Annotated in this window: 11 protein-coding genes and 1 tRNA gene; all 12 read left to right on the top strand. The window is 46.9% G+C overall.

Going from position 1 to position 15,847, the window contains the following annotated elements; all coding sequences use genetic code 11:
• Positions 1-40: 40 nt before the first annotated feature.
• The 12 genes from HMPREF3050_RS01725 to fusA all read left to right on the top strand — a co-directional run bounded on the left by HMPREF3050_RS01725 (position 41) and on the right by fusA (position 15,719).
• A tRNA-Trp gene (locus tag HMPREF3050_RS01725) sits at positions 41-116 on the top strand.
• A 119-nt stretch (positions 117-235) separates the two neighbouring features.
• Positions 236-508: a preprotein translocase subunit SecE gene (gene secE, locus HMPREF3050_RS01720; protein WP_003779769.1), complete on the top strand. Its 273-nt coding sequence runs from the start codon at positions 236-238 to the stop codon at positions 506-508.
• A 2-nt stretch (positions 509-510) separates the two neighbouring features.
• The gene (nusG, locus tag HMPREF3050_RS01715; protein ID WP_003760509.1) at positions 511-1,044 is read left to right on the top strand and encodes a transcription termination/antitermination protein NusG; all 534 of its coding nucleotides are present in this window, start codon (positions 511-513) and stop codon (positions 1,042-1,044) included.
• Between the two features lie 106 nt (positions 1,045-1,150).
• The gene (gene rplK, locus HMPREF3050_RS01710; protein ID WP_002220151.1) at positions 1,151-1,585 is read left to right on the top strand and encodes a 50S ribosomal protein L11; all 435 of its coding nucleotides are present in this window, start codon (positions 1,151-1,153) and stop codon (positions 1,583-1,585) included.
• On the top strand, positions 1,585-2,280 hold the full coding sequence (gene rplA / locus HMPREF3050_RS01705) for a 50S ribosomal protein L1 (protein ID WP_003763421.1): 696 nt from the start codon (positions 1,585-1,587) through the stop codon (positions 2,278-2,280). The genes rplK and rplA overlap by 1 nt, the downstream gene beginning before the upstream one ends.
• Positions 2,281-2,507: 227 nt before the next feature.
• A complete protein-coding gene (gene rplJ, locus HMPREF3050_RS01700; RefSeq protein ID WP_045072566.1) occupies positions 2,508-3,008 on the top strand; it encodes a 50S ribosomal protein L10 in 501 nt (166 codons plus the stop codon).
• A 58-nt stretch (positions 3,009-3,066) separates the two neighbouring features.
• The gene (rplL, locus tag HMPREF3050_RS01695) at positions 3,067-3,438 is read left to right on the top strand and encodes a 50S ribosomal protein L7/L12 (protein WP_003677916.1); all 372 of its coding nucleotides are present in this window, start codon (positions 3,067-3,069) and stop codon (positions 3,436-3,438) included.
• 187 nt (positions 3,439-3,625) lie between these two features.
• The gene (gene rpoB, locus HMPREF3050_RS01690; RefSeq protein ID WP_070773230.1) at positions 3,626-7,804 is read left to right on the top strand and encodes a DNA-directed RNA polymerase subunit beta; all 4,179 of its coding nucleotides are present in this window, start codon (positions 3,626-3,628) and stop codon (positions 7,802-7,804) included.
• A 165-nt stretch (positions 7,805-7,969) separates the two neighbouring features.
• Positions 7,970-12,145, top strand: coding sequence for a DNA-directed RNA polymerase subunit beta' (rpoC, locus tag HMPREF3050_RS01685; protein ID WP_070773229.1), 4,176 nt, complete (start codon positions 7,970-7,972; stop codon positions 12,143-12,145).
• Positions 12,146-12,635: 490 nt separating this feature from the next.
• On the top strand, positions 12,636-13,007 hold the full coding sequence (rpsL, locus tag HMPREF3050_RS01680) for a 30S ribosomal protein S12 (protein ID WP_002218431.1): 372 nt from the start codon (positions 12,636-12,638) through the stop codon (positions 13,005-13,007).
• Between the two features lie 117 nt (positions 13,008-13,124).
• A complete protein-coding gene (gene rpsG, locus HMPREF3050_RS01675; protein WP_003745196.1) occupies positions 13,125-13,595 on the top strand; it encodes a 30S ribosomal protein S7 in 471 nt (156 codons plus the stop codon).
• An 18-nt stretch (positions 13,596-13,613) separates the two neighbouring features.
• A complete protein-coding gene (gene fusA, locus HMPREF3050_RS01670; protein ID WP_003760496.1) occupies positions 13,614-15,719 on the top strand; it encodes an elongation factor G in 2,106 nt (701 codons plus the stop codon).
• The last annotated feature ends 128 nt before the right edge of the window (positions 15,720-15,847 follow it).

Here is a 15,847-nt window from a genome sequence, read left to right as displayed (position 1 = left end):
AGGTGCAGGTGTGGTTTCTTCTATCATCGCTTAAGTTTAGAGGCCAATAGCTCAATTGGTAGAGTATCGGTCTCCAAAACCGAGGGTTGGGGGTTCGAGACCCTCTTGGCCTGCCAAATAAAAAATTAACCGGCCCTGTGCCGGTTAATTTTTTTGCATTTCTTTTTTAGTAATTAATTTAAACCATTGCATGAGTGAGATAGTGCGACTTTGATGCTGTGGTGAGTGAGTAAAGATGACTGAACATACATCTGAACATAAAGCAGAAAAGTCGGGTCAGCTTGTAACATCCGGCAATCATTCTACGCCGCCTAAGCGAGAAGGGCTGCTTTCCTATTTTAAAAACTCATGGTCTGAGTTTAAAAAAGTTGTTTGGCCTACGCGAGATGATGCAGTTAAGATGACGATCTTCGTCGTTATATTTGTTGCAATCTTGGCAGTATTTATTTACGCGGCAGACAGTGCTATTTCCTGGCTGTTTTTTGATGTGTTGTTGAAGAGGGGGTAAAAATGTCAAAACGTTGGTATGTTGTGCAGGCTTATTCCGGCTTTGAGAAAAATGTCCAGAAGACCCTAAAAGAGCGTATCGCTCGCGAAGGCATGGAAGGTTATTTCGGTCAGATTCTTGTTCCGGTTGAAGAAGTGGTCGATATTAAAAATGGTCGTAAAACCATTAGCGAGCGTAAGTTCTATCCGGGCTATGTTTTGGTCGAAATGGAAATGACCGATGACTCATGGCATTTGGTGAAAAGTACCCCTCGAGTTTCAGGCTTTATTGGTGGTACGGCAAATAAGCCTACTCCGATTTCTCAAAGAGAGGCTGATGCAATCTTGCAACAGGTTCGTTCTGGGGTTGAGAAGCCTAAACCTAAAGTTGAATTTGAAGTGGGGCAGCAAGTTCGTGTAAACGAAGGACCTTTTGCTGACTTCAACGGTATTGTAGATGAAGTGAATTATGAGCGTAATAAATTGAGGGTTTCTGTTCAGATTTTTGGTCGTGAAACCCCGGTTGAGCTGGAGTTTGGTCAAGTAGAAAAGATTTAAGTTTTTAAATCCCTTGAAAAAAAATCTCTAAGTAAATATAATACTGAATTCTTTTTTGGGAAGCGGAAAAGGTTCCGCGCTATACCCGTTTTTAGGAGTCCTATAAGTGGCAAAGAAAATTATCGGCTATATCAAACTGCAAATTCCTGCAGGTAAAGCCAATCCATCTCCCCCAGTTGGTCCTGCTTTGGGTCAACGTGGTCTGAATATTATGGAATTCTGTAAAGCATTTAATGCTGCAACTCAAGGCATGGAGCCTGGTTTGCCGATTCCAGTTGTAATTACTGCATTTGCGGATAAGTCATTCACTTTTGTGATGAAAACTCCTCCGGCCTCTATTCTGTTGAAAAAAGCTGCCGGTTTGCAAAAAGGTAGTTCTAATCCTCTGACAAACAAAGTGGGTAAATTGACCCGTGCTCAGTTGGAAGAAATTGCTAAAACTAAAGAACCTGATTTGACTGCTGCTGATTTGGATGCCGCTGTTCGCACTATTGCTGGTTCTGCTCGCTCAATGGGTTTAGATGTGGAGGGTGTTGTATAATGGCTAAAGTATCTAAACGCTTGAAAGCTTTGCGCTCTTCTGTTGAAGCCAATAAATTATATGCAATTGATGAAGCAATTGCTTTGGTAAAAAAAGCAGCGACTGCTAAATTTGACGAATCTGTTGACGTATCTTTCAACTTGGGTGTTGATCCGCGTAAATCTGACCAAGTTATCCGTGGTTCAGTTGTTCTGCCTAAAGGTACTGGTAAAACAACCCGCGTGGCAGTATTTACTCAAGGTGCAAATGCTGAGGCAGCTAAAGAAGCTGGTGCTGATGTTGTCGGCTTTGAAGATTTGGCTGCTGAAATCAAAGCAGGTAATCTGAACTTTGACGTTGTTATTGCTTCTCCTGATGCAATGCGCATCGTTGGTCAGTTAGGTACCATCTTGGGTCCACGTGGCTTGATGCCAAACCCTAAAGTGGGTACTGTTACTCCTAATGTGGCTGAGGCAGTTAAAAATGCAAAAGCAGGTCAAGTGCAATATCGTACAGACAAAGCTGGTATCGTTCATGCAACTATCGGTCGTGCTTCATTCGCTGAGGCTGATTTGAAAGAGAACTTTGATGCGTTGCTGGACGCTATCGTTAAAGCCAAACCCGCTGCTGCTAAAGGTCAGTACCTGAAAAAAGTTGCTGTATCCAGCACTATGGGTTTAGGTGTTCGCGTTGATACATCAAGCGTGAATAACTAATCTAAGAAATTTTCAAGCAACTCTATTTTTGAGTTGCTTGAATTTGGGCTACTTAGAATTAAGTAGATGTCCAAGACCGTAGGGATCGCAAGATTTAATCGTAACTGCCCTACGCAGACGGTAGTCCTGAAACACATTGCAAGATTGCTTGTAAGATGTCTTTTTAGGTTACCGCGCTGGTGGGATATCATTCCGATATCCTGTTTATAAACAGTGGGAGGTAGACCTTGAGTCTCAATATTGAAACCAAGAAAGTAGCCGTAGAGGAAATCAGCGCAGCAATTGCTAACGCTCAGACTCTCGTGGTTGCTGAATATCGCGGTATCAGTGTTTCCAATATGACTGAGCTTCGTGCAAATGCGCGTAAAGAAGGCGTTTACTTGCGCGTTCTGAAAAACACATTGGCTCGTCGTGCAGTAGAGGGTACTTCATTCGCAGCTTTGGCTGATCAAATGGTTGGTCCATTGGTTTATGCTGCTTCTGAAGATGCTGTTGCTGCTGCTAAAGTGTTGCACCAATTCGCGAAAAAAGATGACAAGATTGTAGTTAAAGCCGGTTCTTACAATGGTGAAGTAATGAATGCTGCTCAGGTTGCTGAGTTGGCTTCTATTCCGAGCCGCGAAGAGCTGTTGTCCAAACTGTTGTTCGTTATGCAAGCTCCTGTATCAGGCTTTGCGCGCGGTTTGGCTGCTTTGGCAGAGAAAAAAGCAGGCGAAGAAGCCGCTTAATCAATTTTGTTTCTGTTAATCAATTATTTTTTAATACAATATTTGGAGTATAAATAGCATGGCTATTACTAAAGAAGACATTTTGGAAGCAGTTGGTTCTTTGACCGTAATGGAATTGAACGACTTGGTTAAAGCTTTTGAAGAAAAATTCGGCGTTTCTGCTGCTGCTGTTGCAGTTGCGGGTCCTGCTGGTGCTGGTGCTGCTGCCGCTGAAGAAAAAACTGAATTTGACGTAGTATTGGCTTCTGCCGGTGACCAAAAAGTTGGCGTGATTAAAGTAGTTCGCGCAATTACTGGTCTGGGTCTGAAAGAAGCTAAAGACATCGTTGATGGCGCACCTAAAACTCTTAAAGAAGGTGTTTCTAAAGCTGAAGCTGAAGACATCCAAAAACAATTGGAAGAAGCCGGCGCTAAAGTCGAAATCAAATAATTTGATGCTTCCTGTGAAGGCTGGCAGTTTTCTGCCAGCCTTATTTTGCTTATTGTTATTAGGTTAATTTGTTATTTACATTTATTTGCAATTTATTCGCAAGTTAAGTTTAAATAAATGTAAATAACACAAACAATAGGCGTTATTTCAGACGACCTCTTTTTTAAAATTGCTTTTCGGAGTGTATATGAACTATTCGTTTACCGAGAAAAAACGTATCCGTAAGAGTTTTGCAAAACGAGAGAACGTATTGGACGTTCCCTTTTTGTTGGCAACACAAATTGATTCTTATGCGAAATTTCTGCAATTAGAAAATGCTTTCGATCAGCGCACTGACGATGGTCTGCAGGCTGCATTTAATTCTATTTTCCCTATCGTAAGCCATAATGGTTATGCGCGTCTGGAGTTTGTGCATTACACGTTGGGTGAGCCTTTGTTCGATATTCCTGAATGTCAATTGCGCGGAATCACTTATGCCGCCCCCCTGCGCGCGCGTATCCGATTGGTTATTTTAGACAAGGAAGCGTCTAAACCGACAGTCAAAGAAGTTCGTGAAAATGAAGTGTACATGGGCGAAATCCCATTGATGACTCCAAGTGGTTCGTTTGTCATTAACGGTACCGAACGTGTGATTGTTTCTCAGTTGCACCGTTCTCCTGGTGTGTTCTTTGAGCATGACCGTGGTAAAACCCATTCCTCCGGTAAATTGTTGTTTTCTGCTCGAATCATTCCTTACCGTGGTTCGTGGTTGGACTTCGAATTTGACCCAAAAGATTTGCTGTATTTCCGTATCGACCGTCGCCGCAAAATGCCGGTTACGATTTTGTTGAAGGCCTTGGGCTACAACAATGAGCAGATCTTGGATATTTTCTACGATAAAGAAACGTTCTATCTGTCTGAAAATGGTGTCCAAACTGATTTGGTTGTAGGTCGTCTGAAAGGTGAAACTGCCAAAGTTGATATCTTGGATAAAGAAGGCAACGTATTGGTTGCTAAAGGTAAACGTATTACCGCAAAAAATATCCGTGATATCAGTAATGCGGGATTAACCCGTTTGGATGTGGAGCCGGAAAGCCTGATTGGCAAAGCTTTGGCTGCGGATTTGATTGACCCTGAAACGGGTGAAGTATTGGCTGTAGCCAACGATGAAATCACTGAAGAATTGTTGGCAAAATTTGATATCCATGGTGTAAAACAGCTTACTACGCTTTACATTAATGAATTGGATCAGGGTGGCTATATTTCCAATACCCTGCGTACGGATGAGACTGCTGATCAACAAGCAGCGCGTGTTGCGATTTACCGCATGATGCGCCCAGGCGAGCCGCCTACCGAGGAAGCAGTCGAGCAGTTGTTTAACCGCTTGTTCTTCAGTGAAGACAGCTACGATTTGTCTCGCGTAGGCCGTATGAAATTCAATACGCGTACTTATGAACAGAAATTGTCTGAAGCACAACAACATTCTTGGTATGGCCGTTTGTTGAACGAAACCTTCGCAGGTGCTGCCGAAAAAGGCGGTTATGTCCTGAGTGTTGAAGATATTGTTGCCTCAATTGCTACTTTGGTTGAATTGCGTAACGGTCATGGCGAAGTGGACGATATCGACCACTTGGGTAACCGTCGTGTGCGGTCGGTAGGTGAGTTGACTGAAAACCAATTCCGCAGTGGTTTGGCTCGTGTGGAACGTGCCGTAAAAGAACGCTTGAATCAGGCAGAATCAGAAAACTTAATGCCGCATGATTTGATTAATGCGAAACCTGTTTCTGCCGCCATCAAAGAATTCTTCGGCTCAAGCCAATTGAGTCAGTTTATGGATCAGACCAACCCCTTGTCTGAAGTAACCCATAAGCGCCGCGTATCTGCGTTAGGCCCGGGTGGTTTGACCCGTGAACGTGCCGGTTTCGAGGTGCGAGACGTGCATCCGACTCACTATGGTCGTGTATGTCCGATTGAAACGCCTGAAGGTCCGAACATCGGTTTGATTAACTCATTGTCCGTTTATGCGCGTACCAATGATTATGGTTTCTTGGAAACTCCTTACCGCCGCGTTATCGACGGTAAAGTAACCGAGGAAATCGATTACTTGTCTGCCATTGAAGAAGGCCGCTATGTGATTGCACAGGCGAATGCTGATTTGGACAAAGACGGTAATTTGATTGGTGACTTGGTAACTTGTCGTGAAAAAGGCGAAACCATTATGGCAACGCCTGACCGTGTGCAATATATGGACGTGGCAACCGGTCAAGTGGTATCCGTAGCGGCATCCCTGATTCCGTTCTTGGAACACGATGATGCGAACCGTGCATTGATGGGTGCCAACATGCAACGTCAGGCCGTACCGTGCCTGCGTCCTGAAAAACCGATGGTTGGTACCGGTATTGAGCGTTCCGTTGCCGTTGACTCTGCTACTGCAATCGTTGCCCGTCGCGGCGGTGTGGTTGAGTATGTAGATGCCAACCGTGTTGTGATTCGTGTTCATGACGATGAAGCGACTGCTGGTGAAGTGGGTGTCGATATTTACAACTTGGTTAAATTCACTCGTTCCAACCAATCTACCAACATTAACCAACGTCCTGCGGTCAAAGCCGGCGACGTTTTGCAACGCGGCGATTTGATTGCTGACGGTGCATCCACTGATTTGGGCGAATTGGCCTTGGGTCAAAACATGACCATCGCCTTCATGCCGTGGAACGGTTATAACTATGAAGACTCGATTCTGATTTCCGAAAAAGTAGCTGCAGACGACCGCTATACTTCGATTCACATTGAGGAATTGAATGTCGTTGCCCGCGATACCAAGCTGGGTGCGGAAGATATTACCCGCGATATTCCGAACTTGTCCGAGCGTATGCAAAACCGTTTGGACGAATCAGGTATCGTTTACATCGGTGCGGAAGTCGAAGCAGGCGATGTGTTGGTAGGTAAAGTAACGCCTAAAGGCGAAACCCAACTGACTCCGGAAGAAAAACTGTTGCGCGCCATCTTCGGCGAAAAAGCATCCGACGTAAAAGACACCTCTTTGCGTATGCCTACCGGTATGAGCGGTACGGTTATCGACGTTCAAGTCTTTACCCGCGAAGGTATCCAACGTGACAAACGTGCTCAATCTATTATCGATTCCGAGCTGAAACGTTACCGTCAAGACTTGGGCGACCAGTTGCGTATTTTTGATAACGACGCATTCGACCGTATTGAGCGTATGATCGTCGGCCAAAAAGCCAACGGCGGGCCAATGAAGCTGGCCAAAGGCAGCGAAATTTCGACAGAATATCTGGCTGGTCTGCCTAGTAAACACGATTGGTTCGATATCCGTTTGTCTGATGAAGATTTGGCCAAACAATTAGAACTGATTAAATTGAGTCTGCAACAAAAACGCGAAGAAGCGGACGAATTGTACGAAATCAAGAAGAAAAAACTGACCCAAGGCGACGAATTGCAGCCTGGCGTACAAAAAATGGTGAAAGTCTTTATCGCCATCAAACGCCGTCTGCAAGCCGGTGACAAAATGGCGGGCCGCCACGGTAATAAAGGTGTGGTATCGCGCATTCTGCCTGTGGAAGACATGCCGTACATGGCGGACGGTCGTCCTGTGGACATCGTACTGAACCCGTTGGGCGTACCTTCCCGTATGAACATCGGTCAGATTTTGGAAGTTCACTTGGGTTGGGCAGCAAAAGGTATCGGCGAGCGTATCGACCGTATGCTGAAAGAACAACGCAAAGCCAGCGAGCTGCGCGAGTTCTTGAACAAACTCTACAACGGCAGCGGTAAGCAAGAAGATTTGGATGCCTTGACTGATGAAGAAATCATCGAACTGGCTTCCAACCTGCGTAAAGGCGCATCTTTTGCATCGCCGGTGTTTGACGGTGCGAAAGAATCCGAAATCCGCGAAATGCTGAACTTGGCTTATCCGAGCGATGATCCTGAAGTCGAAAAACTGGGCTTTAACGACAGCAAAACTCAAATCACGCTGTATGACGGACGCTCTGGCGAACCGTTTGACCGTAAGGTAACAGTAGGTGTGATGCACTATCTGAAGCTGCACCACTTGGTTGACGAAAAAATGCACGCGCGTTCTACCGGTCCGTACAGTCTGGTTACTCAACAGCCTCTGGGTGGTAAAGCTCAGTTCGGTGGCCAACGTTTCGGTGAGATGGAGGTTTGGGCGCTGGAAGCATACGGCGCAGCCTACACACTGCAAGAGATGTTGACCGTGAAGTCCGACGACGTAACAGGCCGTACCAAAATGTACGAGAACATTGTCAAAGGCGAACACAAAATCGATGCCGGTATGCCTGAGTCCTTTAACGTATTGGTTAAAGAGATTCGCTCACTGGGCTTGGATATCGATTTGGAGCGTTACTAAACAGAAGTTTTCAGACGGCCTCTCTAGGTCGTCTGAAAAAGCGGTTGCAGAATAAGAATGAATTAATCGAAATCTGAAAATATCAGGTCGTCTGAAACCGCAACGTACCGTTTCCAATATCGAAAATCCGCCACGCGGTAAAAATACTTCCTTCAAGGAGCAAAAATGAATTTGTTGAACTTATTTAATCCGTTGCAAACTGCGGGCATGGAAGAAGAGTTTGATGCCATCAAAATCGGCATTGCTTCTCCTGAAACCATCCGTTCATGGTCTTACGGCGAAGTTAAAAAGCCTGAAACCATCAACTATCGTACGTTCAAACCTGAGCGTGACGGTTTGTTCTGCGCCAAAATCTTTGGTCCGGTCAAAGACTACGAATGCTTGTGCGGAAAATATAAACGCTTGAAATTTAAAGGTGTAACCTGTGAAAAATGTGGCGTGGAAGTGACTTTGTCCAAAGTACGCCGCGAACGCATGGGTCATATCGAATTGGCCGCGCCTGTTGCACACATTTGGTTCTTGAAATCCCTGCCTTCTCGTTTGGGTATGGTGTTGGACATGACTTTGCGCGACATTGAACGCGTATTATACTTTGAAGCATTTGTTGTGACCGACCCCGGCATGACTCCGCTGCAACGCCGTCAATTGCTGACTGAAGATGACTACTACAACAAACTGGACGAATACGGCGACGATTTCGATGCCAAAATGGGTGCGGAAGGTATCCGCGAATTGTTGCGCACCTTGGATGTAGCAGGCGAAATCGAAATTCTGCGCCAAGAGCTTGAGTCGACCGGTTCAGATACCAAAATTAAAAAAATCGCCAAACGCTTGAAAGTATTGGAAGCCTTCCATCGTTCCGGTATGAAACTGGAGTGGATGATTATGGACGTGTTGCCGGTATTGCCGCCTGATTTGCGTCCTCTGGTTCCGTTGGACGGCGGTCGTTTTGCTACTTCTGATTTGAACGATTTATACCGTCGCGTCATCAATCGTAACAACCGTCTGAAACGCCTGCTGGAACTGCACGCTCCTGATATCATTGTTCGCAATGAAAAACGTATGTTGCAAGAAGCGGTTGACTCGCTGTTGGATAACGGCCGTCGTGGTAAAGCCATGACCGGCGCCAACAAACGTCCGCTGAAATCGTTGGCAGACATGATTAAAGGTAAGGGCGGTCGTTTCCGTCAAAACCTGCTGGGTAAACGTGTGGACTACTCTGGTCGTTCCGTGATTACCGTAGGTCCATACCTGCGTCTGCACCAATGTGGTTTGCCGAAAAAAATGGCTTTGGAACTGTTCAAACCGTTCATTTTCCATAAACTGGAAAAACAAGGTCTGGCTTCTACCGTTAAAGCAGCGAAAAAATTGGTAGAGCAAGAAGTACCGGAAGTATGGGACATCTTGGAAGAAGTCATTCGCGAACATCCGATTATGCTGAACCGTGCGCCGACCCTGCACCGTTTGGGTATTCAAGCGTTTGAACCCATCCTGATTGAAGGTAAAGCCATTCAGCTGCATCCGTTGGTATGTGCCGCATTTAACGCCGACTTTGACGGTGACCAAATGGCGGTACACGTTCCATTGAGCTTGGAAGCGCAAATGGAAGCGCGCACCCTGATGCTGGCTTCAAACAACGTATTGTCTCCTGCAAACGGCGAACCGATTATCGTACCTTCCCAAGACATCGTATTGGGTCTGTACTACATGACCCGCGACCGCATCAATGCCAAAGGTGAGGGCAGTCTGTTTGCTGATGTGAAAGAAGTGCATCGTGCATACCATACCAAACAGGTTGAGCTGGGTACGAAAATTACCGTACGTCTGCGCGAATGGGTGAAAAACGAAGCCGGCGAATTCGAGCCTGTCGTTACCCGCTACGAAACGACTGTCGGTCGCGCATTGTTGAGCGAAATCCTGCCTAAAGGCCTGCCGTTCGAATACATCAACAAAGCGCTGAAGAAAAAAGAAATTTCCAAGCTGATTAACGCATCGTTCCGCCTATGCGGTTTGCGCGATACGGTTATCTTCGCCGACCACTTGATGTACACCGGTTTCGGATTTGCAGCCAAAGGCGGTATTTCCATTGCTGTTGACGACATGGAAATTCCGAAAGAAAAAGCGGCCTTGTTGGCTGAAGCCAATGCCGAGGTTAAAGAAATCGAAGACCAATACCGTCAAGGTTTGGTAACCAACGGCGAACGCTACAACAAAGTTGTGGATATTTGGGGTCGTGCCGGCGATAAAATCGCTAAAGCGATGATGGATAACTTGTCCAAACAAAAAGTTATTGATCGGGATGGCAACGAAGTCGATCAAGAGTCATTCAACTCCATCTACATGATGGCGGACTCTGGTGCCCGTGGTTCTGCGGCTCAGATTAAACAGTTGTCCGGTATGCGTGGTTTGATGGCTAAACCTGACGGCTCGATTATTGAGACGCCTATTACCTCAAACTTCCGCGAAGGTCTGACCGTATTACAATACTTCATTGCGACCCACGGTGCGCGTAAGGGTTTGGCAGATACCGCATTGAAAACCGCGAACTCTGGTTACCTGACCCGTCGTCTGGTAGACGTAACTCAAGACTTGGTCGTTGTTGAAGACGATTGTGGTACTTCAGACGGCTTTGTCATGAAGGCAGTCGTACAGGGCGGTGATGTGATTGAAGCATTGCGCGATCGTATTTTGGGGCGCGTTACCGCGTCTGACGTTATCGATCCGTCAAGTGGCGAGACCTTGGTTGAAGCCGGTACGTTGTTGACTGAAAAACTGGTGGATATGATTGACCAATCCGGTGTCGATGAAGTCAAAGTCCGTACCCCGATTACTTGTAAAACCCGCCATGGCTTGTGTGCGCACTGTTATGGTCGCGACTTGGCACGCGGCAAACTGGTCAATGCCGGTGAGGCAGTCGGCGTGATTGCCGCTCAGTCTATTGGTGAACCGGGTACCCAATTGACCATGCGTACGTTCCACATCGGTGGTGCGGCATCCCGTGCGGCAGCAGCCAGCCAAGTTGAAGCCAAATCCAACGGTACCGCACGATTCAGCAGCCAAATGCGTTATGTTGCCAACAATAAAGGCGAATTGGTTGTCATCGGCCGCTCTTGCGAAGTCGTTATTCATGATGACATCGGCCGTGAACGTGAACGTCACAAAGTGCCTTACGGTGCGATCTTGATGGTTCAAGACGGTGAAGCCATTAAAGCCGGTCAAACGTTGGCAACTTGGGATCCGCATACCCGTCCGATGATTACCGAACATGCAGGTTGGGTGAAATTCGAAAACGTGGAAGAGGGCGTAACCGTTGCCAAACAAACTGACGATGTAACCGGTTTGTCCACTTTGGTGGTCATCGACGGCAAACGTCGCTCCGGCAGCGCATCCAAACTGCTGCGTCCTACTGTAAAACTGTTGGATGAAAACGGTCTGGAAATCTGCATTCCGGGTACCTCTACCCCGGTATCTATGGCATTCCCTGTGGGTGCAGTGATTACCGTGCGCGAAGGTCAGGAAGTCGGTAAAGGCGACGTATTGGCGCGTATCCCGCAAGCCTCTTCCAAAACTCGTGATATTACCGGTGGTCTGCCGCGCGTTGCCGAGTTGTTTGAAGCACGCGTGCCGAAAGATGCAGGTATGTTGGCAGAAATCACCGGTACCGTTTCATTCGGTAAAGAAACTAAAGGCAAGCAGCGTCTGATTATCACTGATGTAGACGGTGTAGCATACGAGACTTTGATTTCTAAAGAGAAACAAATTCTGGTGCATGACGGTCAAGTGGTAAACCGCGGTGAAACCATCGTAGACGGAGCGGTTGATCCGCATGATATTCTGCGTTTGCAAGGTATCGAAGCACTGGCGCGTTATATCGTTCAAGAAGTGCAAGAGGTTTACCGTCTTCAAGGTGTGAAGATTTCCGATAAACACATCGAAGTCATCATCCGTCAGATGCTGCGCCGTGTGAATATTGTCGATTCAGGTGAAACCGAATTCATTACCGGTGAGCAAGTCGAACGCGGCGATGTCATGACAGCTAATGAAAAAGCTTTGGAAGAAGGCAAAGAACCGGCACGTTACGAAAACGTATTGTTGGGTATTACCAAAGCCTCTTTGTCAACCGACAGCTTCATTTCTGCTGCATCGTTCCAAGAAACGACCCGCGTTCTGACCGAAGCCGCCATCATGGGCAAACAAGACGAGTTACGCGGTCTGAAAGAGAATGTAATCGTAGGTCGTCTGATTCCTGCCGGTACCGGTTTGACTTACCACCGCAGCCGCCGCCGGCAATGGCAGGAAGCAGAGCAAGAAGCTTCCGAAATCGAAGCAACAGATGAATAATCCGTAGGATGTTTGTTTGAAAGAAAACTGCAAGGCAATATCACTTGCGGTTTTCTTTTTCAGACGACCTGTGTGGATTCTATAGTGGATTAACTTTAAACCAGGACGGCGTTACCTCGCCTAACTTTAAACCAGTACGGCGTTGCCTCGCCTTGCCGTACTATCTGTACTGTATCTGCGGCTTCCGCCTTGTCCTGATTTAAATTTAATCCACTATATCAATGCCGTTGTGAAAAGTACGGTAGGAAGGGTGGCTCTAATGGAGTTGCGAACTGACTTATTTTTGATAAAGGTCGTCTGAAATAGGGAGTGCAGAGTTTGAGAACTCTTTATCCATTTCAGACGACCTCAGTTGCTAAATAGTTCTTAGTTAATACAAAATACCAACTTTTCTCTACCGTTTGCTTGACTAAACTCTTGCAATAAAAATATAATTCCACTCTTGCCGACATGGTGTCGGCAAGTATTTAACTCAACAGGACGAGAAAATATGCCAACTATCAACCAATTGGTACGCAAAGGCCGTCAAAAGCCCGTGTACGTAAACAAAGTGCCTGCACTGGAAGCCTGTCCGCAAAAACGCGGCGTATGCACCCGTGTATACACGACTACCCCTAAAAAACCTAACTCTGCATTGCGTAAAGTATGTAAAGTTCGTCTGACCAACGGTTTTGAAGTCATTTCATACATCGGCGGTGAAGGCCATAACCTGCAAGAGCACAGCGTCGTACTGATTCGCGGCGGTCGTGTAAAAGACTTGCCGGGTGTACGTTACCACACTGTACGCGGTTCCTTGGATACTGCAGGTGTTAAAGACCGTAAACAAGCCCGTTCTAAATACGGTGCTAAGCGTCCTAAATAATTACAGGGACTTAAATAGGCACGTCGGCCGCCTAAGCTGAACAACGGCCGAGTAAGTGAATGCTCTTTTGGGTATTCATGGGAATTGACCCGACTGAATAGATTAAAGGAAATTAAAATGCCAAGACGTAGAGAAGTCCCCAAGCGCGATGTATTGCCTGATCCTAAATTCGGCAGCGTCGAGCTGACTAAATTCATGAACGTATTGATGATTGACGGTAAAAAATCTGTTGCCGAGCGTATCGTTTACGGTGCATTGGAGCAAATCGAGAAAAAAACCGGCAAAGCAGCAATCGAAGTATTCAACGAAGCCATTGCAAATGCCAAACCTATCGTGGAAGTGAAAAGTCGCCGTGTAGGTGGTGCAAACTACCAAGTTCCTGTTGAGGTTCGTCCTTCACGCCGTCTGGCTCTTGCAATGCGCTGGGTTCGCGATGCGGCCCGCAAACGTGGTGAGAAATCCATGGACCTGCGTTTGGCAGGCGAATTGATTGATGCGTCCGAAGGTCGCGGCGGTGCGTTGAAAAAACGTGAAGAAGTACACCGCATGGCTGAAGCCAACAAAGCATTCTCTCACTTCCGTTTCTAATTTTGAAAGGCTAATAAAATGGCTCGTAAGACCCCGATCAGCCTGTACCGCAACATCGGTATTTCCGCCCATATTGACGCGGGTAAAACCACTACTACAGAACGTATTTTGTTCTATACCGGTTTGACCCACAAATTGGGCGAGGTACATGATGGTGCGGCTACTACCGACTACATGGAACAAGAGCAAGAGCGTGGTATTACCATTACCTCCGCTGCCGTTACTTCCTACTGGTCCGGTATGGCGAAACAATTCCCAGAACACCGCTTCAACATTATCGACACTCCGGGACACGTTGACTTTACCGTAGAGGTAGAGCGTTCTATGCGTGTATTGGATGGTGCGGTAATGGTTTACTGTGCGGTGGGTGGTGTTCAACCGCAATCTGAAACCGTATGGCGTCAAGCCAACAAGTACCAAGTGCCACGCTTGGCGTTTGTAAATAAAATGGACCGTCAAGGTGCCAACTTCTTCCGCGTTGTCGAGCAAATGAAAACCCGTTTGCGCGCAAACCCAGTACCTATCGTTATTCCGGTAGGCGCAGAAGACAGTTTCACCGGTGTTGTTGACCTGCTGAAAATGAAATCCATCATCTGGAATGAAGCCGATAAAGGTACAACCTTTACCTATGGCGACATTCCCGCTGAATTGGTTGAAACTGCTGAAGAATGGCGTCAAAACATGATTGAAGCCGCAGCAGAAGCCAGCGAAGAATTGATGGACAAATACTTGGGCGGCGACGAGCTGACCGAGGAAGAAATTGTAGGTGCATTGCGTCAACGTACTTTGGCAGGCGAAATTCAGCCGATGTTGTGCGGTTCCGCATTTAAAAACAAAGGTGTTCAACGTATGTTGGACGCAGTTGTAGAATTGCTGCCTGCTCCTACCGATATTCCTCCAGTTCAAGGTGTTAACCCTAACACTGAAGAAGCCGACAGCCGCCAAGCCAGCGATGAAGAGAAATTCTCTGCATTGGCGTTCAAAATGTTGAACGACAAATACGTTGGTCAGCTGACTTTCATCCGCGTTTACTCCGGTGTCGTGAAATCCGGTGATACCGTATTGAACTCTGTAAAAGGCACTCGCGAACGTATCGGTCGTTTGGTACAAATGACTGCTGCAGACCGTACTGAAATTGAAGAAGTGCGCGCTGGCGACATCGCAGCCGCTATCGGTCTGAAAGACGTTACTACCGGTGAGACCTTGTGTGCAGAAAGCGCGCCGATTATCTTGGAACGCATGGAATTCCCTGAGCCGGTAATCCATATTGCCGTTGAGCCGAAAACCAAAGCCGACCAAGAGAAAATGGGTATCGCCCTGAACCGTCTGGCTAAAGAAGACCCTTCTTTCCGTGTCCGTACAGACGAAGAATCCGGTCAAACCATTATTTCCGGTATGGGTGAGCTGCACTTGGAAATTATTGTTGACCGTATGAAACGCGAATTCGGCGTGGAAGCAAATATCGGTGCGCCTCAAGTGGCTTACCGCGAAACCATCCGCAAAGAAGTTGAAGCCGAATACAAACACGCCAAACAATCCGGTGGTAAAGGTCAATACGGTCACGTTGTGATCAAAATGGAACCTATGGAACCGGGTGGTGCAGGCTACGAATTTATCGACGAAATTAAAGGTGGTGTGATTCCTCGCGAATTCATTCCGTCTGTCGATAAAGGTATCCGCGATACCCTGCCTAACGGTATCGTTGCAGGCTACCCAGTAGTTGACGTACGCGTACGTTTGATCTTCGGTTCTTCACACGATGTCGACTCCTCTCAACTGGCCTTCGAATTGGCTGCTTCACAAGCCTTCAAAGAAGGTATGCGTAAAGCCAATCCTGCTCTGCTTGAGCCAATCATGGCCGTTGAAGTGGAAACCCCTGAAGAATACATGGGTGACGTAATGGGCGACTTGAACCGTCGTCGCGGCGTCGTATTGGGTATGGATGATGACGGTATCGGCGGTAAAAAAGTCCGTGCCGAAGTACCTCTGGCAGAAATGTTCGGTTATTCGACCGACCTGCGTTCTGCAACCCAAGGCCGCGCTACTTACTCTATGGAGTTCAAGAAATATTCTGAAGCTCCTGCCCACATAGCTGCTGCTGTAACTGAAGCCCGTAAAGGCTAATCAGGCAAATAGGTCGTCTGAAAGGCTGAAATGATTTTTCAGACGGCCTCTGTTCTTTAATCGATCTTTAATGTAAAGGAATTAGCTCATGGCTAAGGAAAAATTTGAACGTAGCAAACCGCACGTAA

The organism is Neisseria sp. HMSC065D04 (assembly GCF_001815675.1).
Taxonomy (GTDB): Bacteria; Pseudomonadota; Gammaproteobacteria; order Burkholderiales; family Neisseriaceae; genus Neisseria.
The sequence above is the reverse complement of the archived record's forward strand: the minus strand, read 5'-3'. Positions and strand labels throughout refer to the sequence as shown.